Consider the following 20229-nt stretch of genomic DNA (forward strand, 5'->3'; position numbering starts at 1 on the left):
GTCTCCGAGTTGATGACCAAAGAACTCGTCACGGTGAAAGACAATGTCGATATGGATGAAGCGAAGCGGCTTCTCCATCATCACCGTATCGAGAAACTGCTTGTGGTCGACGACGACTACCGCTGCGTCGGGCTTATCACGGTTAAAGACATCGAGAAGGCTCGCGCGCATCCCGACGCCTGCAAGGACGATCAGGGGCGTCTGCGCGTCGCTGCGGCGACGAGCGTGGGAGACAACGGCTTCGAACGGGCCGAACACCTCATCGATGCTGGTGTTGACCTCATCGTCGTGGATACGGCGCATGGCCACTCGCAGCTGGTTTTGGATCAGGTGGGACGCATCAAACGCAGATCAAACGCCGTGCAGGTCGTGGCCGGGAATGTGGCCACAGCCGAAGGCACCAAAGCGCTGATCGATGCAGGCGCCGATGCGATCAAGGTTGGCATCGGTCCGGGATCGATCTGCACCACGCGTATCGTCGCGGGCGTGGGCGTTCCACAGTTCAGTGCATTGCTTGAGTCGGTCGAAGTTGCGAAGAAGGCGGACGTGCCGGTCATTTCCGACGGTGGCATTCGCTATTCGGGCGATCTCGCCAAGGCGCTTGCCGCTGGCGCCGATTGCGTGATGCTTGGATCGCTGCTTGCGGGAACCGACGAAAGTCCCGGCGAAGTCTTTCTCTACCAGGGCCGGTCTTACAAAGCGTATCGCGGCATGGGTTCGATCAGCGCCATGGCGCGCGGTTCGGCGGACCGTTATTTCCAGCAGGAAATCAAAGACACGTTGAAGCTCGTGCCTGAGGGGATCGAAGGGCAGGTACCCTACAAAGGTCCCGCCGGTAGCGTCCTACACCAGCTCATTGGCGGTCTACGCGCCTCAATGGGCTACACGGGCTCTCGCACGATCGCGGATTTCCAAGCCCGCACCCAGTTCATCCGCATCTCCACGGCGAGCTTCCGCGAAAGCCACGTCCATGACGTGACGATTACGCGGGAGTCGCCGAATTACCCGCGCGAGAACTGATACGGGCTTTATTGTTCGTGGGCAGAGCGGCCGTGAGGCGAACGACTCCGCCGATGCAGCCGTTGTGACAGCTACTTGATGCCGAGTGCACGAACCTGGTCGAAGATCCCGGGCTCCAGCTTTTCAGCTGTTCTTAGATCGGCGCTGCCGTCAGTCGGCTGACCGGTTCTGCTCTTCACGACACCTCGGCCAACCAGCGCCAACGCATTGTTGCCCTGAATTTCTAGCGCTGTGTCGAAGTCGGAACCGGCCTTATCGAGCTGATCGTCCAGAACGTACACCCAGCCGCGGTCGATATAGCCTCTCGGCTTTTGCGGATCGAGTTCGATCACTTTGGTGTAGTCGGCGATCGAATTCTCATACTCCTTGCGCTTGCGGTAGATTTCGCCACGCGCTGAGTAGCCATTGATGGCCTTCGGATCGAGTTCGACCTTCTTGTTTAAGTCAGCAAGGGCCGGGTCGAACTGATTCTTGCGGCCGTATACGAGGCCACGCAGCAGGTAATAATCTGCGTCGTCATCTTTCAGTTCGATGGCTTGGTCGAGATCCGCAATCGCCTTGTCGTACTTCTTCATCGCGTCGAAGGCGGCCGCGCGCATCAAATAGCTGTTGGCGCGTTTGGGATCGATGGAGACCGCCGCATTGATTTCCGCCATGGCAGCCTCGAGACTGCCAGTCGCCGACAGGCCCATGGCGCGGACGCTGTGGGCGCGGATGAGCAGCTTCTTATCGTCGCCGCCTGCATCGATGATTTTCTGGCAGGCATCGAGTGCTTCTTTGATCGTGCTCTTGCCGTCGAAGCAGGGGCCCGACGGCAGTTCGTCCTTGGCGGCGGCGGGGGCGGCCAGCAATGCTACGGCCAGCAGCCCCGCAGTGAGGACGGATCCGGCAAAAAACTTGCCAAAAATCTTGGGGAGAGCGCGCATGCGCATGGAAATCCTCCTTAAAAAACGCATTGAACTCTGTTGTTTAACGTAGGTGTAAAAGGGCAGGAACAGTCTCGTCAATTGAACATCCCTTCATGTTAGCGCCACTTAGATAGGGATAGGTGGCAGGGGAGCGTAATCCTGCCTCAAGCCGAAGAGCGCCTCTACAACTGCGGTAGCGGCAGAGTATAAAAATGCAGAGCCGATATGCGTCTGCCACGAAGCGGGGCGCACTCCGAAGGAGATCCCATGTCACTCGCAGCCATACTGCTGCCTATGTTCGTGCAGGTCGCGCTGACCTTCGCGCTGCTGTTCTGGATGATTATCCTGAGGCTTCGGGCCATCCGAAAAGGGGATGTGCACCCGGAAATGGCGGCGTCGCGTCAGGCAGAGTGGCCTCCCTATGTGCAGCAGGTGAGCAATGCATTCCACAACGCGATGGAGATGCCGACACTGTTCTATGTCGTTGTCTTGCTTGGCTTCATGACGAAGACTCTCGACACGACCGTCTATGTGCTCATGTGGATGTTCACCCTTTCCCGGATCGGGCACACAGCTATCCACGTAACAAGCAACAAACTTGCGCATCGGACGCCGATGTTTCTGCTGGGCGCCATTTCACTGGCGCTGATTTGGATCCTGGTTGCCGGTCGTATCCTTGTGTTCCAGACGAACTGATGACTCCGGCAGGACGGGCGAGCGCCGCCATCGAAGTATTGAACGATTTGAACGCTCGCAAGCGGCCCGCCTCTGTTGCCCTGAAGGACTGGGGGCTGGCCCATCGCTTTGCAGGATCGGGCGACCGTGCGGCAATCGGGAGCCTCGTCTTTGATTGCCTTAGGCAGAAAGCCTCGTTGGGCGCGGTCATGGAAGACGATGGCCCGCGCGCCTTAGTCTTGCGCGCTCTGGTGTCGGCCTGGGGTATCAGCGTGGACAACGTAGACAGGCTCTGTGACGGAAGCCGCTTCGCGCCCGAACCACTGACAGATGCCGAGAGGGCGGGACTTGCGCGCGTTCTCTCGCCAGAGGTTCCGGCCTGGATTCGCGGTGATTTCCCAGATTGGCTGGAGCCATCGCTCATGGCCGTTTTTGGCGCGGATGCCGCGGCGGAAGGCGCTGCGCTCTCTGTTCGTGCGCCTGTCGATCTGCGGGTAAATACGCTCAAAGCAAACCGCGATAAGGTCTTGAAGTCATTGGCTCGCTTTGAGCCGTTACGCGCTGCCTTTGCGAAACATGGTTTGCGTATCGCGCCCCGTCAGGGGTCCGCGCGAACGCCAAATGTGGAGGCGGACGGCGCCCATGGCAAAGGCTGGTTCGAGGTCCAGGACGAGGGTTCGCAACTTGCCGCGGCGATGGCAGGCGCAGGCACGCGCGACCAGGTGATCGATCTGTGTGCCGGTGCCGGCGGCAAGACCTTGGCTTTGGCAGCCGCGATGGAGAACACGGGACAGCTGTACGCCTACGACGCCGACCGCCTGCGGCTGCGCCCGATCTTCGAACGCATTCGCCGTGCGGGGGTACGCAATGTGCAGGTGCTAGAAGGCAGCGTGGAAGCCGGATTGGCCCCACTGAAGGGCAAGATGGACAGGGTCTTGATCGACGCTCCCTGTTCGGGGTCGGGGACTTGGCGTCGGCGTCCGGATGCCAAGTGGCGTCTAACCGAAGAGATGCTGACCGCGCGCGCGGCCGAACAAGCGGCGGTACTCGACTCTGGCGCCGAGTTGGTCAAGCCGGGCGGGCAGCTCACCTACATCACGTGCTCGGTGCTGCCGTCGGAGAACCGGGAGCAGATCGACAGCTTCCTTTCGCGTCACGCCGAATTCTCGGTGAGGCCGTGGCGGGAAGCGTGGAACAGTGCGATCGATGTCGAGGCGCCCAGCTCCGCAGATGGGTCCGACGAGATGTTGCTGATGACCCCGCGCAGCCACGGTACGGACGGATTCTTCGTGGCGACGCTCAAACGTGAGCTGTGAGATTACTAAAAAATTATCCATTCCTTTTAATGGTTTACCGCCTGACCCTGCAGTTACGGATCAAGGCGCGCGGACGTCGATTGCTGTCATGCCGTCGCTGGTTCGATGGTGCCCGGCAATCTCAAGTCCGGCCGCAACGATCAAGGTTTCCATCTCCGAAATGCGCCGTGCCTTTCCGCCGGTAATGGCCAGCATATGCAGGTCGAGCATGATGGCCTCTGGATCGTCGAGCGCGTTTTCGGGCATCAGCCGCTCCCAGATCACGACACGTGCGCTGGGCGTCATAGCGTTGCTGCAGTTATCCAAGATCGCGCGGGCGCCCACGTCGCCATGCTGCTGGAGGACACTCTTCAAGACATAGATGTCAGCCTCGACGGGAACATCAGAGACCACGTCGCCCGGCAAGAACGTGATGCGATCTGAGAGCTCCAGCACATCGAACAAGCGGATCGCATCGTCTAGTACTGGAGGGGCGTCGAAGACGATGCCTTCCAGCGACGGGTTGCGGTTCAGCACATCGGTGAGCCAGGCCCCGTAGCCGCCACCCAGGCTCGCGATCACGCCGCCCTCGGGGAGACCACTCAACAGCTCGTCCAACGCTTCGGAGATGCCGCCGGGATTTGCCAGCTCCTCCTTCGCCACATACCGGAACAAAAACCGGCCTTCCTCGGATTTGGACCCGCGCCAATCGGCGGCCGTCTTGTTGAGGGCAAAGGGAAGCGACGGCTCGCCTGTCCGTAACGCGTACATCATCGACATCCAGGGCATCCAATATTGCCCAACAACGACGAAAGCCTTCTCGCTGAGATTCGACGGGTTGCCATAGGTCAGGCACAGGGCGGCCTCTGTCAGCGCGAAGCGGCCGTCGTCCAGCTCCCGGCATAGCTTCATGGCCACGAGCCCGCGCAGGACGCGGCGGAGGGGTTCGGCCTGGAGGCCGAGGTCTTCCGCTAGCGCTTCGGGCGTCCTCGGCTCGGCATTCAGGAGATCGGGCAAACCCGCCGTGATCGCCGTGAAGAGCAGGGCGGCTTCGTGGTAGGACGCGATCTGCTCCCTTAGCCGCTCCTCGATCTGACGCTGCTCTGTCTCGTCCATACGGCTATCTCCCACGCTCCTCCAGTTGCTCTTTGATAGGGGCAAAGCGGGAGATTTCCGAGCGGAAAACTCGTGGGGAACCACGACCCAAAAACCCTGGCCTCCAAGAGACTCCTGCTATAACGAGCGGCTCAAGGAGCCAGCTGGGCGCAATCGAAAAGGCGGAAATGGATCGAGAAGACGTCAGACAGGATCACGCAGCCGGCGCCGAAGATCGGGTGCTGATCGTCGATTTCGGTAGCCAAGTCACCCAGCTGATCGCGCGGCGCGTTCGCGAAGCGGGCGTCTATTCGGAGATCGTCCCCTTCGACAAGGCGGAAGAGGCGCTGGCGGCCATGTCTCCCAAGGCCGTCATCCTATCGGGCGGCCCGGCTTCCGTGCATGAGAGCGGCACACCTCAGGCTCCAGCATCGATCTTTACCAGCGGTGTGCCAGTGCTCGGCATCTGTTATGGCGAACAGGCCATGGTCGCCGCGCTGGGCGGCCAAGTCGAGGCGGGGCATGAGCGCGAATTCGGCCGGGCCGAGCTGGAGGTCGTGGCCGATACGGCGTTGTTCGACGGTGTTTTCTCGCCGGGCGACCGCGCCCAGGTCTGGATGAGCCACGGCGACCGTGTCACCGCGCTCCCCGACGGTTTTCGCGCCGTGGGGGTCTCCACGGGCGCACCTTTCGCAGCCATCGCCGACGATAGCCGCAAGCTCTATGGCGTCCAGTTCCACCCGGAAGTAGTCCATACGCCAAAGGGCGCGGCGATCATCGAGACATTCGTGAGGAAGATTGCCGGCTGCTCCGGCGATTGGAGCATGGCCCAGTTCCGCGCCGCCGAAATCACGCGTATTCGCGAGCAGGTGGGTGCGGGCCTCGTGGTTTGCGGGCTGTCGGGCGGGGTGGATTCTTCCGTCGCAGCCTTACTCATCCATGAGGCGATCGGCGATCAGCTGACTTGCCTCTTCGTGGACCATGGCCTGTTGCGGAAGAACGAGGCAGAAGAAGTCGTCGATCTCTTCCGCGGGCACTACAACATCCCGCTTGTGCATGTGGATGCGTCCGAGCGGTTCTTGCGGGCGCTGGACGGCATCTCCGACCCCGAAGCCAAGCGCAAGATTATTGGGCGGCTGTTTATCGAAGTGTTCGAAGAGGAGTCCGAGAAGCTCGAAGACGCGGCTTATTTGGCGCAAGGCACGCTGTATCCGGATGTGATCGAGAGCGTCTCGGCCACAGGCGGACCCTCTGTCACCATCAAGTCGCACCACAATGTGGGCGGGCTCCCTGAGACCATGAAGCTCAAGCTCGTCGAGCCGTTGCGCGCGTTATTCAAAGACGAGGTGCGCAAGCTGGGGCGCGAGCTTGGCTTGCCGGAGTCCTTTGTCGGGCGGCATCCCTTCCCGGGGCCGGGGCTTGCGATCCGTATCCCAGGCGACATCACGCAAGAGAAGCTGGAGATCTTGCGCGCCGCCGACGCCATCTACCTGGAAGAGATCCGCAACGCCGGCCTCTACGACACGATCTGGCAGGCCTTCGCCGTCCTGCTGCCCGTGCGCACCGTGGGCGTGATGGGCGATGCCCGCACGTACGACTTTGTCTGCGCGCTGCGCGCCGTGACTTCAACAGATGGGATGACCGCGGACTATTTCGACTTTTCCCACGACTTCCTGGGACGCACCGCCACACGCATCATCAATGAAGTGCGCGGCATCAACCGCGTGGTCTACGACATCACGTCGAAACCACCCGGAACGATTGAGTGGGAGTAGGAGGCCTCTGTCTTATCCGCCCCCTACTGCCCCATGTGCTCTAAGGAGAAGAGGTATTGCGTCGATGCCATGGGAGCGTGGCAGGAGCGGCAGGCGTTGAGGTCTTTTTTCAGCGGTTTGCCGTCGGGCGAGAAGATGGCGAAGTCCCAATCGCCGTTCTTGAGGCCGGCCGGATATTTTTCGCCCCAGCCTTCGCCTTTCTCCATGACGGCAACGGCCGCGAACTTGCCGCGCATGCGCCGCCCCAGCGCGCTGGTCTCGATGTTGCCCTCGGCGTCCTTCTTCGCTTTGTAGACTTCGCCCACAAGGATCGAGCCGTTGGGCAGCTCTTTGCCTTCGCGCGCAGCCTCTAGAGCGATGTTGTTTGCGAAAAGCCGGATGATCTGGTCGGGGTTCTGCACGCGGTCGAGACTGAGATAGTTTTCAAATTCTGTCTTGTAATTGGCGGGGAATGAAACGCGCGGCTCTTCCGAAACCGCGACGCCAGCTGTTAAGCCAAGCCCGATCACACCAAAACCCAGCACAAAGGCGAATGCCTTTCGCATGTTGAAATCCTCCCAGCTTGTAGAAGCCCACGGTTGATCCGCAGCTATTGTCGGTCTTAAGTTTACCTTTGGCTTAGCCAAGGCTTCAAGGACATCACGGCCAACCCAAACGCCATCTTGTGCAGAGATGGCGTCGAGACGCGGTTCGCGGGCGCGTCGGCCGGCCAAAGCAGGCTCGCCCTTGAGTTCACCCGGGATTAACCCTCGCCGCTCTAACGTCTTAAATTGATGCAAAAAAGAATTCTGGAGCCGCCGTGCTTGCGTCCGTATTCGACGTAATTCTGGGGCAGGGCGGATCTGGGCTATGCGTGCTGCGTTGGGAGGGCATGTTTCTCGTGCGAGGGACATCTCAAGAGACAACCGAAGTCGACGATCAAGTCGCCCACCCCGTCGCGCAGGTCTTTGGCGCCACACGAGGCCTTTTGGCGGGCCTGTTGGCGGCGGTTGCGCTGTTGTCCTCTTCGACCGCGGCTGCCCAACCGCTTCCTTGGCTTGCGGCCCCGCAGCTTCCTTGGCTTGCGGCCCAGCCGGACAGCGCGCCGAAAGCGGTGACAATCGTCCCGAAGACACGAACTCTGCCGGGATCGCGCTATGTGCCGGGTGTTCAGGCGCCGCCGGTGCCTCAGCCTCGGGCTGTGCCACAGGCCATGACTACGCCACCGGCCATGCCGGCGCCACAAGCCGCGCCGCCGCCATCTCCAGTTATGCCTGTGCCCAACGCGCCTATTGCTGCGCCTGCTCATCAAGCTGCGCCTGGTGTGAGGCCCGCAATGGCTCCGCAGCCTGTGCCACAAGTGCAGCCTGTCCGCCCGGTTATTCCGGGTGTGCCTGTGTGGCTCAATCCGCATATAGGCAGCGGCGAGAACCAAATTGCCGCTACCGTGCTGAAGCGCGCGCGCGATTATCACCAGCGTAAGCTGCGTGCGAGGAAGACAAAGAACCCATGCTACTTTGCCTTCGACGCCACACGCCCGGGCGCGGGCGCAAAGCGCTTCTATGCTATTTGCGAGGATAAGGAGACGTTTCGAGCCTTTGCATCCGGTCATGGCGCCGGGCGCAATTTCGAAGGTCTCGCCGATGTCTCCAACAATGCCAGGTGCGCAAAGAACTTCTCCAATGCGCGCAACTCGCATCTCACTACCGGCGGCGGCTACCTAACCGCCGAGACCCGCACTTCCTTCAAAGGCTATTACAGTGCCGATGATGGGTACACGCCGCTCATGCGATCGTTCGTGCAGTACACAGGCGAAGGCGACACGGCCAACGCCCGCGTGCGTGCCATCGGCGGACATTCCGCAGCGATTGTTCGCTGGCAGTGCCGCTTGAAGTTGCCGTCGAGCAAACATGCCGACAAGAGCGGTTACGTTCCCTACGGCAAGCTAGTGAACTATAGCGCCGGCCGCTCAAGTGGTTGCACAAGTTGGCCCTTGGAGGCGGATGCGCAAATTCTGGCAATCACGAACAACAATCCGACGACGGTGTACATCTATCCCGAGGCGAAAGACATTGTCGCTGTCGGCCGAGCGCTTCGTGCGGGACGATCGCTTTCGCGAGCTGGCCTGTACTGGCATGCCTCATGTCTGAAGGAGATTGGTGAGCCCAATTTCTGGCCGCGGGAAAAGTTCGAACCCGCGCTCATCCAATACAACAAGATGCGAATGGCTTCGAAGTCGCGCACGATCAACGACCTACCTCTCTGCAAGACCGTTGTAGGCGCGCGCTAGATCTTTGCGGCGTGGGATCAGCGCTGTTCGTCTGGGTCAGAGCTCGCCAGGAAGATCGCCGTTCCGACGAAAAGAGGCGACAGCAGGATCACGCCAAAAACGACAAAGATCACTGCCGTCGTGAACGGCTGCGCATCTCCGTACACAAGCGTGCCCAGTCCCCACATGTCGGTGACGAGGAGCGACACAGCAAAGATCGCCACCAGGGCAATCCCAATCGCATATTGCTTCGCGACAAATTTGATCAGATCTGGCATCGGCGGATGCTAACATCTAGCGCGGGAAGAGCGAGTGAGAAATGGCGCCTTCTTTAGGCCGGCCAGGTGGGCCTCCGCATGACCTCTATGAATAGCTTCGAGAACAAGTCCTTCCTTTCCAGTATTCGCGGGGGCGATTTCGCCCATCCTGGGGAGGAGGAGGCCATTGATCTCGTCTTGTCCTATATAAAGCCCAAGCTGCATGAGACCGTGCTGGATGCAGGCTGCGGCTTGGGCGCGACGGCGGATACGATTGGCAAGAAAACGGGAGCCATCGTCGTTGGCGTCGACCTGGACGCGGACGCCATGGCCTACGCCAACGCCCGTTATCAGGACGCGCAATTCATCCCTGGAGACATCGCGCAGCTCGGCGATCTGGCGCTGCCGAAGGTGGGAGTCATCTACGCCTTCAACTCGCTATACGCCTGCCGTGACCTCGAGGCCTGCTTCGACGCATTCACGAAGGTTACGACCCCAGACGCGCGGATCGCCGTGTTCGACTACATCGCCTATGACGCCGCGCTGCTCGCTCAAGCCCATTGCCTGCCGCCCAGCGTGCACACTATGACGGAAATGCGCCAAGCGCCGGCAGCCCAGGGGTGGAGGTGCGCGCGCATCGTCAATCTCGATGTGGAGTACCAGGCCTGGTACGGACGTTTCCTAGTGCGTATGGACGAGAACAGAGAAGCGCTTGCCGCCGCGCGGTCGGCCGAATTCTTCGATGAGGTCCGAAAGAAATATGCCGACATGCGCTCGTGCCTCGAGCATGGGGTGCTTGGGGCCGCATTGCACACCTACGCACGCGCCGACTGATCTGCGGTATGGGGTTACACGGAGCAGTAATGGGGTAAGATCGGCATCAGTTGTGTTGCGTGAATGATTCGCGCCCGCAAGATGCCGCATTGGTGGCACTTTTTTGCGCAGAATCTACAGGCGTAGCAACGACGGGGAATACTAAATCCGGTGCGATTGAACCCTCTCAGACTGAGGATTTTCGGCCTGTTTGCTGGTCTAGGCGCTGCAGCGGTTGTCTGGCCGATGGTGCCCGGTGCGCTCGCCGACGAGCACTTTGGCGAGATCCCGCCATGGCTACAGTCCCACGTTGGCGATGGCGACGGTCAGATCGCTGAGCTCGTCCTAAAGCGCGCCCGCGCGTATTACATGGAGAAAGTACTCGACGGTTCTGCAAAGAACGCGTGCTACTTTGCCATGGACGCCACGAAGCCGAGCGTCGCGAAGAGCGGCAGCGTGGCCCGCCGCTTCTACATCATTTGCGAGCACGACATGTCCTTCCGTGCAGTATCGTCTGGCTACGGAAATGGACGCCGGTTGCCCGGAGCGAATTTCGCTAACGGCAAGCGGTGTGCGAAAAATTTTAGCAATGCAGAAGGGTCGAAGCTGACCACAGGCGGTGGGTATGTGACGGCTGAAACGCGAACGTCGTTTAAGGGCTACTATCGGGCTCGTGGCAAGTCCGTGCCGCTTGTGCGCGCGTTTGTGCAGTTCGAGGGGGAGGGCGACACGGCGAATGCGCGGGAGCGCGCAATTGGCGGTCACTCAGCCGTATTATTGCGAAGCATGTGCCTTCGCAAGCGTCCTAAGAGCCCCTACGCGAATGAGAAGGGCTACGTGCCTTACGGGCGGCTCTTGAACTACAGCTCGGGTCGCAGCAATGGCTGCACGAGTTGGACTCCAGAGGACTCCGAGGTCATCGTAGACATGATCAAAGATCGTCCGACGACGGTCTATATCTACCCCGAGTCCCGCGATATTGAGGCTGTTCGAGAGGCCGTGAAAGCGCGCAAGAGCTTATCGAGTGCGGGGCTCTACTGGAGCGCAGGATGTTTGCGCGAGATTGGCTCGCCGAAGTTCTGGCCGAAGGAGAAGCTGGAACCCATCATCGCAAAGTATCGAAAGGCGCGCCCAGCCCCTGCGCCGCGTCCGTTGCCCATCTGCAAATCGGGTTGAGACAATCCAAGCATCGCTTCATCCGCGATCGCGTGATAGGTTTCCCGCGAGACTGAGGGGGGTTGGGCATGGCGCTACTGATCATCGGCATCGTTGTATTTCTGGGTGTTCATCTGCTGCCCACATTTACGCACGCACGCGAAGCGTTGATCGAGAAGCTTGGCGAGAACGGCTACAAGGCGTTCTTCTCCGTCGCGTCGATTTTGGGTTTCGTTTTGCTCATCTACGGTTACGCGAGAGCACCGTTCGTTCCTATTTGGACGCCTCCCATTTGGACGCGCCACTTGTCACTGCTCCTCATGCTGCCAGCGTTCATTTTTCTGGTGGCGGCCTATGCGCCTGGGCGGATCAAAGCGGCCGTGAAGCATCCGATGTTGGCCGCGATCAAGATCTGGGCTTTGGCGCATCTTCTCGCCAATGGCGATCTTGCAGGTATCATCCTGTTCGGATCCTTCTTGGCATATGCGGTTTACGACCGGATTGCGCTAAAGCACCGCCAGCCCACCGAGCTGATCGAGACGCCGGGTCCCGGCACGCCGCGTAACGACGTCATCGCCGTGGTTGTGGGCATTTTGTTCTACGCGGTGTTCCTGATCTGGCTGCACCCGTTGCTAATCGGCAAGACAGTGCTGCCCATGTAGGGCTTTCGGCCCAGGCTTTAGGGCTTTAGGCCAAGATCAGTGTTTGCACTGCACAAAACCCAATAAATCTGGCATAAGACGCGCTGACGCTTCGAACACTCGAGGTTAAGGCCCGTGTCGCATCAAAGCACAATCAAGCGGATTACCGCTCCGGACATTGCCGCACGCAAAGGCACAGAGCCCATCGTCGTGCTGACGTCGTATCACGCGCAAACGGCTGCACTGGTCGATCCGCACGTGGACATTCTGATGGTTGGCGATTCTCTCGGCATGGTGATCCATGGCATGGAGACCACCGTTCCGGTGCCGCTCGATCTAATGATAACCCACGCCCAAGCTGTCGTGCGTGGTTCTGAACGTGCCCTGGTCGTCGTCGATATGCCCTTTGGCTCCTATGAAGAGAGCCCTACCGTCGCGTTTCGGAGTGCAGCCCGCATCATTAAAGAGACGGGCTGCGGTGCGGTGAAGCTCGAAGGCGGTGTTCAGATGGCTGAGACGATTGCCTATCTGACCGCGCGGGGTATTCCCGTGATGGGCCATATCGGCATGACACCCCAGGCCGTGAATCAGCTAGGCGGCTTCGCAGCACGTGGACGCCGCCGTGTCGAATGGACGAGGTTCGAACAGGACGCCCGCGCGGTCGCCGAGGCCGGCGCGTTCTCAATGGTAATAGAAGCTGTGGCTGAGGCGCTCGCTGCGCGGATTACACAAGATGTGCCAATCCCCACGATCGGGATTGGCGCCTCGCCCGAATGCGACGGGCAAGTTCTGGTGCTCGAGGATATGCTTGGGCTTGCGCCGCGTGTGCCGAAGTTCGTCAAGGAATATGCCGAGCTCCGAACCGCCGTCGAAGGGGCAGTCAAGGCCTACGCGCGGGACGTTCGCGCGCGGGCCTTTCCTGCCAAGGAGCATACCTATTCGACGCTGGAAGAGGTGCCTGAGGCCCTCAAAAAGTTCAATATTACGGCTGAATAGCCCTCTCGCTTTCGTCGCTGGTTCGGATGACAGGCGGAGCCGACGCCGGCTTTCAGTCTTGCGCCAGCAAGCGGCCTTCACTATACGGCGTGGGTTAGGCCGGGCGATCGATCCGGTTTCGCACCAGACCTGCAAAGCCGCGCGCTGACGCCGCATGACAATGCCGAAAGAGCACTTGAGCCCATGACCGACAATAGTTTCATTCGTGAGGTCGACGACGCGGTTCGCCAAGAGCGTTACAAGGCGTTGTGGGACAGGTTTGGCATCTATGTCATTTGCCTTGCCTTGGTGCTGATTATTGGTGCGGCGGCATACAATATCTGGAAGTACCTGGAGGAAAGCCAGGCCGAGACGGCGGGCGATGCTTTTACCGCTGCCCTGACCTTGAAGAACGATGCGGACCAGGCCGAGGCTACCAAGGCTTTCGGCGATTTGGCCAAAGATGGCCCTTCCGGCTACAGCATTCTGTCGCGCTTCCAGCTTGCCTCGAGCCAAGCTAAGGCAGGCGAGACTGAAAAAGCGGTCGCTGCCTACGACGAGTTGGCGAAGGATCGACGTGTAGACGCTATCCTGAAAGGGTTGGCTAAACTGCAAGCAGCCAGTCTGCGTCTCGACAATGCTGACTATGCAGAGATGCAAGAACGTCTGAATAGTTTGGCCCAAGGTAAGAGCGCATGGCGCTTCTCCGCGCAGGAGCTTTTGGGGCTTTCGGCGTATCAAAACGACGATCTGAGTGCCGCAGAGGAGCGTTTCAGCGCCTTGTTGGTGGATGCTGGAACGCCGCGCAACATGCGCGATCGTGCCAACGTAATGCTGGCCCTAATCGTCAGTCAGACGGCGGCGGATTCCGACTCCAGCGCTTCGACTGGCGGGTCCAATGAGAGCGAAACAGAAGGTGCTCAGGACAGCGAGACGACGACAAACTAGCCTTCATGGCGGGTGTGTCGTGTCTCCTTATTGTGCTTAGCGTTGTTTGCCCGTCTCACGTATCTTTGCCCACTCGCTTGAAGAACTAAACCCCGCGAACGCTTAGCTATGTCCTTTACCGTCGCCATTGTCGGACGCCCGAATGTCGGCAAATCAACGCTGTTCAACCGTCTTGTGGGTAAGAAGCTCGCGCTGGTCGACGATCAGCCGGGTCTGACCCGCGATCGCCGCGAAGCGGACGTGGTGATCGAGGGTTGCCCGCTAACTTTGATCGACACGGCAGGTTTGGAGCCTGGCGATCAAGGCATGACTGAGCGTATGAGGCTCCAGACGGAAGCAGCGATCAAACAGGCGGATCTTGTTCTCTTCGTAATCGATGCGAGAATGGGCATCACGCCTGCGGACGAGATCTTTGCCGAACTGGTGCGAAAGTACGGCAGGCCTGTCGCGCTGGTGGCCAACAAGTCAGAGGGGCGGGCCGCGGAACAAGGCTTCTATGAGGCGTTCTCGTTGGGGCTGGGGGAACCTCTGGCAATCTCCGCCGAACATGCCCTTGGCGTTGGCGATGTAACGGAGGCCATCGCGGAAGCCTACCGAGATGCGCAAGGCTCGGCGCGTGCGGACGCGGAGCGTGACGATGGCGAGCCGGACGAAGACGGTGTCTATCCCTTGCGGATCGCCATCGCGGGACGCCCGAATGTCGGCAAGTCGACCTTGGTCAACACGCTTGTCGGAGAAGACCGCATGATTACGGGGCCGGAGGCGGGAATCACGCGCGACGCCATTGCCTCCGAGATCCAGTGGGGCTCTCGGCGGTTGAGTATTTTCGATACGGCGGGCCTTCGGCGCAAGGCGCGGATCGAGGCGCGCGCAGAGGTGCTGTCGGTCGGGGATACGCTCCGTGCAATCAAATTCGCCGAGGTGGTGGTTCTCCTGCTTGACGCTGAGAAGCCTTTCGAAAAACAGGATCTACAAATAGCCGATCTGATTGTCCGAGAGGGGAGGGCGATTGTTATCGCTGTCAACAAGTGGGATTTGGTGGAGGATAAGCAGGCGAGTCTCACCGAACTGCGCGAGATGTGTCAGCGCTTGCTGCCCCAGGCTAAGGGTGTGTCCCTAGTGACGCTCTCGGCACAAAGCGGCAAGGGTGTCGATCGGCTCATGGATGCCGTGCTTGCCGCGGACGGGGTCTGGAACAAACGGTTGCCGACAGCCGCGCTCAACCAATGGCTGGAGGAGATGGTGGATGCGCATACACCGCCAGCTGTGTCGGGCCGCCGCCTGAAGCTCCGTTACCTGACCCAGGCCAACGCGCGACCGCCAACATTCGTGGCGTTCTGTTCCCAGCCTAAGGCGTTGCCGGAGTCCTACGTTCGGTATCTCGTCAATGGTTTGCGCGAGACATTCGATTTGCCTGGCGTGCCGATCCGCTTCAACCTGCGCAAAGGCAAGAATCCGTACGTGAAGTCCAAATCGTGAAAGCGGATGTTCGATGAGCGGCGAAACAGAGGTTTTCTTCTATCACCTTGAGAACCGCACCTTAGAGCAAGTGCTACCCGCGTTGCTGGAGCGGTCACTGGAGCGCGGTTGGCGAGCCGCGGTCCAGGCTACAAGCCAAGAGCGGGTCGACGCCCTCAACACGCTTCTGTGGACCTATCGAGAAGATAGCTTCTTGCCCCACGGCGCCGATGCCGATGGTTCCTCCGAGTCCCAGCCAATCTATCTGACCGATACGGACGCGAACCCGAACGCAGCCGCCGTTCGGTTCCTGGTAGATGGTGCGCGCTTGGATTTAGCCGCGGAGTATGAACGCGTCGTCCATATCTTTGATGGGCACGATGCAGATGCCGTCGCGCGCGCTCGGGAAGCCTGGTCGGTAGCCAAGGAGCGAGGGCTCTCGGTGAGCTATTGGCAGCAAGACGAAAACGGACGTTGGCAGCAAAAAGCGTGACGAGTGGCCCGCAACCGTTGGCTAGATCTCGATCCCTGCAAGTCCGAGCACATAGAGCATGGCGAAATAGGCGCCGATGGTCAGGCCGATTGAGACGGCCATGCTCGGATAGAAGCCAACGCCGGACCGCAAAAGTACGGGGAGGCTGAGAAACAAGACCAGCGAGGGCAAAACCAGCCAAAAGATCCCGGTGGATAGGCGGGAGATCTTCTCCGTATCGCCCGTGTCGATATACAGCCAGAACATCGCGAGTATCGAGGTGAGCGGGAGCGAAGCAATCAGTGCGCCGAACAGCGCACTGCGTTTTGCCGCCTCAGAGACCGCGACCACAAGGACGCTCGTCAGAAGAACCTTGATCGTGACATAGAGCATTGGCACATCCTTGCTTGAATTATTCGTTAGACCCGATTAATCGCGATCCGGACTTTGCTTGCCGACTTTAGCGCCGACGCCTTGCGGCTGTCATAGCGGATCGCTATAAGCCCAGCCCAGATTTGAAAGTTTAGAAAGTTTCAGAGATTAGAAGGACTTGACCACATGGCCATCGAACGCACGCTCTCAATCATCAAGCCAGATGCCACCGAGCGGAATATCACCGGCTTGATTGTCGCGCGCCTGGAAGGAGCTGGCCTTCGGGTCGTCGCGCAAAAGCGGGTCTGGTGGAAGAAGAAGCATGCCGAAGAATTCTACGAGATGCACAAGAAGCGGCCTTTCTTCGACGATCTCGTGAAATTCATGGTGTCGGGACCCATCGTCATCCAGGTCCTCGAAGGCGAAGACGCGATCAAAAAGAATCGCGAAGTCATGGGGGCGACAAACCCGGAAGAAGCCGATGCTGGCACAATCCGTAAGGACTTTGCCATCAGCTTGGAGAAGAATTCCGTACACGGATCGGATACACCCGAAAACGCAAAGCGCGAGATCGACCTCTGTTTCAAAAAGAGCGAGATCGTCGGCTAAGCGGCGGCCGGCCCTAGCCCGTCATTACGCCACACGACGCTTCAAAGAGGCGCTCCTGCGCTTGAAGAAGAAGTCGCCCTAGCTGAGTTCGCGAATCCGGAAGGGCAGGCCGCCTTGAGGGCAAAGCGTGACGGTCGCGCGGATCTTCGCCGGCGTCGGGCCCACATATTCAGGCGTGAAGCGCCTGAGGAGCTGGACCAGAGCAAGCGTGTTCTCGATCTGTGAGAGGGCGCCACCAATACAGGCGCGCTTGCCAGCCGCAAAGGGCAGGTAGGAATATTTCCGCCGCTTCTTCGCACGCTCCGGCGCAAAGCGCTCCGGATCGAACTTCTCCGGCTCTTCCCAATATTTCGGGCTGTGATGAGCGATGTACGTCAAGACAGAGACCTTGTCGCCCGCGTTGATCTTGCGGCCGGCGATCTCGTCATCCCCCGCCGCAACGCGGATCAGGCCCCAAATCGGCGGGTAGAGACGCATCGTCTCCTGAATGACCATGCGGGTGTAGCTAAGTTGCTGCACTTGGTTCCAGTCGGGATCGCCGTCGCCACAAACACGACGCGCCTCCTCGCGGACGCGCTCCATGGCTTCTGGGTGCTGGGACAGAAGGTAGAGCGACCAGGCTAGTGTCAGCGCCGTCGTTTCAGTTCCCGCCCAAAGATACTGCTTCATCTCATCGATGACTTGGCGGTGGTCGAATTCCGGGAAATCGGGATCGGCCTCGGCCTCCAACATTGCCGTCAGCAGGGTCTTCTCTCGGTGATCAATCACATTCGCGCCGATAACCGTATCTGGGACCGAATGCCAGACCTCCATCGCCTTGGCAGGATCCTCATCCGTTATCTCTTCGAGCTCGCCACGCACATTCTTGAGTCGAACGGATTTGTGGTTGGTCACGTCCGTGTAGGTCTTTACCTGCTTGAACACGAAGTGCGGGTTGAAGGGCATCTCGCGGTCGAACAGAGCGCGGCACACCATGTCGGCCGCCATGGTCCAGGTCTCTTCCACCATCTCGACGGTCTCGCCTGACTCCGCAATCGCTTGCCAACGGTCCATCTTGGAATCGATAGCGGACATCAAATAGGGGAAATACTCCTCGAACATTTTCGGATGGAACGCCGCCTGCTGCGGAACGCGGATCTTCTGCCACAGCGCGCCATCAATGGTGATCATGCTGCGTCCGAAAACGGGACGGAGTCCGTCGAAATACTTTATGTAATTGTCCGCATTCGTCACGAGAACACGCTCGGCATGCTCCGGCTCGCTTAATAGGACGATGCGTTGGTTCTTGAGATTGACCGGCAGGACGCCCTTGTACTTTTCGCACAAGGCCATGAGGACCTGCATAGGGTTCTCTTGGTTCAAAAGAGCCGAGAGCTTGAACCAAATACTGTCTTCTTCTCCGAGGCCGTGCGACGCAGAGTAGGCGACCGTCATGTCCGCCATTTGAGCCTTCCCTCTTATTGGTGGGCCAAGTGTTCCTGGAGGGCCAAGTGTTCCCACACAGGGCTTAAGGCCAAACCGCAAGATCAGCACTAGGTCTCGGGCAACTTCCGCCTCGCATGACTTCTGCGCGCGGGCCTTAGTTGCGGAGATCGACTGAATAGATGCTGTTCCTAGCATCCGCTTGTCTGCATTGTCTACGGGCCCTTGCGCAGCTGAATATTGCGATACGTCAAGTTCTTGCTGTCACTGAAGGGCTTTCTTTGGCGTTTGGGCAGCCTATTAAGAACTGCCCCTCAGGGGGGGCGAAAAAAGGGCAGGTTCTGCCGGGCCCTTGGGCATGCCGTCCACGAACTCCCCCCGCACTTGCGCCTCCCCGGACGCAACGAGGCGCAAGGCATGAGGATAGAGACGGTGCTCGGCGGTCAGCACCCGCGCCGCTAGTGTCGCCTCGGTGTCGCCGGTCAAGACGGGCACGGCCGCTTGCGCGATGATTGGGCCGTCATCCATCGCCGCCCGCACGAAGTGGACCGTGCACCCTGTTATGCGGGCGCCCGCAGCGAGGACGCGTGCGTGCGTATCGAGGCCCTTGAAAGCAGGCAACAGAGACGGATGAATGTTGAGGTGGCGATCCAGCCAGCACGACACAAAGCTTTCCGTCAAAAGGCGCATAAATCCCGCATTGCAGAGAAGCTCGACACGCGATTGCTTGAGCGCATCATTCAGTGCCGCTTCGAACGTTTCGCGAGACGGGTAGTCTCGATGGTTGATCGTTCGGGTCGGGATGCCTGCTTGCTCCGCGCGGATGAGCCCTTGCACCTCAGGCACGTTAGAGATCACGAGAACTATCTCTGCCGGATAGTTTGGCATCTGAGCGGCATCGATGAGCGCCTGCAGATTGCTGCCACGGCCCGAGACGAGAACACCAACGCGACGCCGCGCGCTCATGCCCCGACGACCCCGGCGTCGAGCACGACCGCCGTGCCATCACCTCGTTCGGCAAGCAAACCGATCTGTCGTGCTTCTTCGCCCAGGCTGGCGCTGACGCGATTGACATCGTCGGGCGATACGGCAGCGACCATGCCGATACCGCAATTGAACGTGCGAAACATCTCATGTGCGTTTAGCCGCGCTTCACTCTGGAGCCAGGAGAAAACAGGCGGCATCTCGACGGCCTCGATGTCGATCCTGGCTGATACCGTCGTGGGCAAGATGCGAGGCAGGTTGTCAATCAGGCCGCCACCGGTAACGTGGCATAACGCCTTCACGGCCCTTGGGTTTGTACGAATCGTATCAAGTAGTTGGCGGACATAGATGCGGGTTGGGGTGAGTAGAACCTCCCCAAGTTTGTATTCGGGCGCGAAGGGGGCCGGGTCATCCCAATCAAGGCCGCTTTCTGCAACGACGCGGCGCACGAGTGAGAAGCCGTTCGCGTGAATTCCTGATGAGGGCAGGCCGATCAGCACGTCTCCGGCTGAAACATCCGGCCTTGGCAGAATGGCATCCCGTTCTACGGCGCCCACTGCGAAACCTGCGAGGTCGTAGTCACCGTTCCCATACATTCCAGGCATCTCGGCCGTTTCGCCGCCAATCAGCGCGCAGCCGGCTTGTTGGCATCCGTCGGCGATGCTGGCGACGACCTGGGCAGCAACGCCTATTTCCAGCTTCCCAGTTGCAAAATAGTCCAGGAAGAAAAGCGGTTCTGCACCTTGGACAATGAGATCGTTGACGCACATCGCCACAAGGTCGACGCCGATTCCCTGATGCAGACCTGTATCAATGGCGAGTTTCAGCTTGGTCCCGACGCCATCGGTGGCGGCGACAAGAACAGGGTCTTTGAAGCCGCAGGACGCGAGGTCGAACAGGCCGCCGAAACCGCCCAAATTCCCAAGGACGCCCGATCTCTTGGTCTTTTCAGCGAGCGGGCCGATTGCATCCACGAGAGCGTTTCCGGCATCGATATCGACGCCTGCCTCGCGATAGGTGAGCGGCTTGCTTTTCGGCATGGACTCTTTGAGCTTAGAGACGTTGGACGGGCCACGGGGATCCGGGCCTGCGGCGACACGGCATGCA

21 protein-coding genes are annotated in these 20229 nt (G+C 59.8%); 13 read left to right on the forward strand and 8 right to left on the reverse strand.

The annotated features are described in order from the left end of the window. A partial coding sequence (gene guaB / locus AC33YF_RS07090) for an IMP dehydrogenase (RefSeq protein ID WP_491776504.1) occupies positions 1-1020 on the forward strand: 1020 nt, incomplete at its 5' end. Positions 1021-1091: 71 nt separating this feature from the next. On the opposite strand, the gene AC33YF_RS07095 is transcribed toward guaB, so the two are convergent. Continuing rightward, entirely contained in the window at positions 1092-1952 is an 861-nt protein-coding gene (locus tag AC33YF_RS07095) for a tetratricopeptide repeat protein (protein ID WP_491776505.1), read from the reverse strand. A 243-nt stretch (positions 1953-2195) separates the two neighbouring features. Here AC33YF_RS07095 and AC33YF_RS07100 point away from each other — a divergent pair, with 243 nt between their 5' ends. Both AC33YF_RS07100 and AC33YF_RS07105 read left to right on the forward strand, forming a co-directional pair. Further along, positions 2196-2624, forward strand: a complete 429-nt coding sequence (locus AC33YF_RS07100; RefSeq protein WP_491776506.1) for an MAPEG family protein — start codon at positions 2196-2198, stop codon at positions 2622-2624. Then, complete coding sequence (locus AC33YF_RS07105) at positions 2624-3919, forward strand: RsmB/NOP family class I SAM-dependent RNA methyltransferase (protein WP_491776507.1); 1296 nt, start codon at positions 2624-2626, stop codon at positions 3917-3919. Before AC33YF_RS07100 ends, AC33YF_RS07105 begins: the two co-directional genes overlap by 1 nt. 60 nt (positions 3920-3979) lie before the next feature. Here the strand turns inward: AC33YF_RS07105 and AC33YF_RS07110 are convergent, their stop codons facing one another. Next, positions 3980-5014 (reverse strand): methyltransferase, encoded by a 1035-nt coding sequence (locus AC33YF_RS07110; RefSeq protein WP_491776508.1) that lies wholly within the window; start codon positions 5012-5014, stop codon positions 3980-3982. Positions 5015-5181: 167 nt separating this feature from the next. Here AC33YF_RS07110 and guaA point away from each other — a divergent pair, with 167 nt between their 5' ends. Beyond that, positions 5182-6768: a glutamine-hydrolyzing GMP synthase gene (gene guaA / locus AC33YF_RS07115; RefSeq protein ID WP_491776509.1), complete on the forward strand. Its 1587-nt coding sequence runs from the start codon at positions 5182-5184 to the stop codon at positions 6766-6768. Between the two features lie 23 nt (positions 6769-6791). Here the strand turns inward: guaA and AC33YF_RS07120 are convergent, their stop codons facing one another. Beyond that, entirely contained in the window at positions 6792-7313 is a 522-nt protein-coding gene (locus AC33YF_RS07120) for a cytochrome P460 family protein (RefSeq protein ID WP_491776510.1), read from the reverse strand. A 254-nt stretch (positions 7314-7567) separates the two neighbouring features. Here AC33YF_RS07120 and AC33YF_RS07125 point away from each other — a divergent pair, with 254 nt between their 5' ends. Continuing rightward, on the forward strand, positions 7568-9037 hold the full coding sequence (locus AC33YF_RS07125) for a hypothetical protein (protein WP_491776511.1): 1470 nt from the start codon (positions 7568-7570) through the stop codon (positions 9035-9037). Between the two features lie 17 nt (positions 9038-9054). Here AC33YF_RS07125 and AC33YF_RS07130 read toward each other — a convergent pair whose 3' ends face one another. Then, entirely contained in the window at positions 9055-9294 is a 240-nt protein-coding gene (locus AC33YF_RS07130) for a hypothetical protein (protein WP_491776512.1), read from the reverse strand. Positions 9295-9372: 78 nt separating this feature from the next. Here AC33YF_RS07130 and AC33YF_RS07135 point away from each other — a divergent pair, with 78 nt between their 5' ends. The 7 genes from AC33YF_RS07135 (at position 9373) to AC33YF_RS07165 (ending at position 15756) form a co-directional block, all read left to right on the forward strand. After that, positions 9373-10107, forward strand: a complete 735-nt coding sequence (locus AC33YF_RS07135) for a class I SAM-dependent methyltransferase (RefSeq protein ID WP_491776513.1) — start codon at positions 9373-9375, stop codon at positions 10105-10107. A 225-nt stretch (positions 10108-10332) separates the two neighbouring features. Beyond that, positions 10333-11262: a hypothetical protein gene (locus tag AC33YF_RS07140; RefSeq protein WP_491776532.1), complete on the forward strand. Its 930-nt coding sequence runs from the start codon at positions 10333-10335 to the stop codon at positions 11260-11262. A 68-nt stretch (positions 11263-11330) separates the two neighbouring features. After that, positions 11331-11903, forward strand: coding sequence for an NnrU family protein (locus AC33YF_RS07145; protein ID WP_491776514.1), 573 nt, complete (start codon positions 11331-11333; stop codon positions 11901-11903). A 114-nt stretch (positions 11904-12017) separates the two neighbouring features. Further along, positions 12018-12878: a 3-methyl-2-oxobutanoate hydroxymethyltransferase gene (gene panB, locus AC33YF_RS07150; RefSeq protein WP_491776515.1), complete on the forward strand. Its 861-nt coding sequence runs from the start codon at positions 12018-12020 to the stop codon at positions 12876-12878. A gap of 183 nt (positions 12879-13061) precedes the next feature. Next, the gene (locus tag AC33YF_RS07155) at positions 13062-13805 is read left to right on the forward strand and encodes a tetratricopeptide repeat protein (RefSeq protein ID WP_491776516.1); all 744 of its coding nucleotides are present in this window, start codon (positions 13062-13064) and stop codon (positions 13803-13805) included. A gap of 108 nt (positions 13806-13913) precedes the next feature. Beyond that, positions 13914-15284, forward strand: a complete 1371-nt coding sequence (gene der, locus AC33YF_RS07160) for a ribosome biogenesis GTPase Der (RefSeq protein ID WP_491776517.1) — start codon at positions 13914-13916, stop codon at positions 15282-15284. A 13-nt stretch (positions 15285-15297) separates the two neighbouring features. Next, complete coding sequence (locus tag AC33YF_RS07165) at positions 15298-15756, forward strand: DNA polymerase III subunit chi (RefSeq protein ID WP_491776518.1); 459 nt, start codon at positions 15298-15300, stop codon at positions 15754-15756. 21 nt (positions 15757-15777) lie between these two features. On the opposite strand, the gene AC33YF_RS07170 is transcribed toward AC33YF_RS07165, so the two are convergent. Next, complete coding sequence (locus AC33YF_RS07170) at positions 15778-16128, reverse strand: DUF3147 family protein (protein ID WP_491776519.1); 351 nt, start codon at positions 16126-16128, stop codon at positions 15778-15780. Positions 16129-16293: 165 nt separating this feature from the next. Here AC33YF_RS07170 and ndk point away from each other — a divergent pair, with 165 nt between their 5' ends. Beyond that, positions 16294-16716, forward strand: coding sequence for a nucleoside-diphosphate kinase (ndk, locus tag AC33YF_RS07175; protein WP_491776520.1), 423 nt, complete (start codon positions 16294-16296; stop codon positions 16714-16716). 78 nt (positions 16717-16794) lie between these two features. On the opposite strand, the gene AC33YF_RS07180 is transcribed toward ndk, so the two are convergent. The 3 genes from AC33YF_RS07180 to purM form a co-directional block, all read right to left on the reverse strand. Then, positions 16795-18159, reverse strand: coding sequence for a cytochrome P450 (locus tag AC33YF_RS07180; protein WP_491776521.1), 1365 nt, complete (start codon positions 18157-18159; stop codon positions 16795-16797). A gap of 279 nt (positions 18160-18438) precedes the next feature. Beyond that, positions 18439-19104, reverse strand: a complete 666-nt coding sequence (gene purN, locus AC33YF_RS07185; protein WP_491776522.1) for a phosphoribosylglycinamide formyltransferase — start codon at positions 19102-19104, stop codon at positions 18439-18441. Then, on the reverse strand, positions 19101-20162 hold the full coding sequence (purM, locus tag AC33YF_RS07190) for a phosphoribosylformylglycinamidine cyclo-ligase (RefSeq protein WP_491776523.1): 1062 nt from the start codon (positions 20160-20162) through the stop codon (positions 19101-19103). Before purM ends, purN begins: the two co-directional genes overlap by 4 nt. Positions 20163-20229: the final 67 nt, after the last annotated feature.

Source organism: Methyloceanibacter sp. (assembly GCF_058506495.1).

Bases quoted from the DNA above. Each gene is read 5' to 3' on its own strand.
- AC33YF_RS07095 (WP_491776505.1), bottom strand. From the start codon at position 1,952: ATGCGCATGCGCGCTCTCCCCAAGATTTTTGGCAAGTTTTTTGCCGGA.
- AC33YF_RS07155 (WP_491776516.1), top strand. From the start codon at position 13,062: ATGACCGACAATAGTTTCATTCGTGAGGTCGACGACGCGGTTCGCCAA.
- purN (WP_491776522.1), bottom strand. From the start codon at position 19,104: ATGAGCGCGCGGCGTCGCGTTGGTGTTCTCGTCTCGGGCCGTGGCAGC.
- AC33YF_RS07140 (WP_491776532.1), top strand. From the start codon at position 10,333: ATGGTGCCCGGTGCGCTCGCCGACGAGCACTTTGGCGAGATCCCGCCA.
- AC33YF_RS07165 (WP_491776518.1), top strand. From the start codon at position 15,298: ATGAGCGGCGAAACAGAGGTTTTCTTCTATCACCTTGAGAACCGCACC.
- AC33YF_RS07130 (WP_491776512.1), bottom strand. From the start codon at position 9,294: ATGCCAGATCTGATCAAATTTGTCGCGAAGCAATATGCGATTGGGATT.
- AC33YF_RS07170 (WP_491776519.1), bottom strand. From the start codon at position 16,128: ATGCTCTATGTCACGATCAAGGTTCTTCTGACGAGCGTCCTTGTGGTC.
- der (WP_491776517.1), top strand. From the start codon at position 13,914: ATGTCCTTTACCGTCGCCATTGTCGGACGCCCGAATGTCGGCAAATCA.
- guaA (WP_491776509.1), top strand. From the start codon at position 5,182: ATGGATCGAGAAGACGTCAGACAGGATCACGCAGCCGGCGCCGAAGAT.
- AC33YF_RS07120 (WP_491776510.1), bottom strand. From the start codon at position 7,313: ATGCGAAAGGCATTCGCCTTTGTGCTGGGTTTTGGTGTGATCGGGCTT.
- AC33YF_RS07110 (WP_491776508.1), bottom strand. From the start codon at position 5,014: ATGGACGAGACAGAGCAGCGTCAGATCGAGGAGCGGCTAAGGGAGCAG.
- ndk (WP_491776520.1), top strand. From the start codon at position 16,294: ATGGCCATCGAACGCACGCTCTCAATCATCAAGCCAGATGCCACCGAG.
- AC33YF_RS07145 (WP_491776514.1), top strand. From the start codon at position 11,331: ATGGCGCTACTGATCATCGGCATCGTTGTATTTCTGGGTGTTCATCTG.
- AC33YF_RS07135 (WP_491776513.1), top strand. From the start codon at position 9,373: ATGACCTCTATGAATAGCTTCGAGAACAAGTCCTTCCTTTCCAGTATT.
- AC33YF_RS07100 (WP_491776506.1), top strand. From the start codon at position 2,196: ATGTCACTCGCAGCCATACTGCTGCCTATGTTCGTGCAGGTCGCGCTG.
- AC33YF_RS07180 (WP_491776521.1), bottom strand. From the start codon at position 18,159: ATGGCGGACATGACGGTCGCCTACTCTGCGTCGCACGGCCTCGGAGAA.
- AC33YF_RS07105 (WP_491776507.1), top strand. From the start codon at position 2,624: ATGACTCCGGCAGGACGGGCGAGCGCCGCCATCGAAGTATTGAACGAT.
- purM (WP_491776523.1), bottom strand. From the start codon at position 20,162: ATGCCGAAAAGCAAGCCGCTCACCTATCGCGAGGCAGGCGTCGATATC.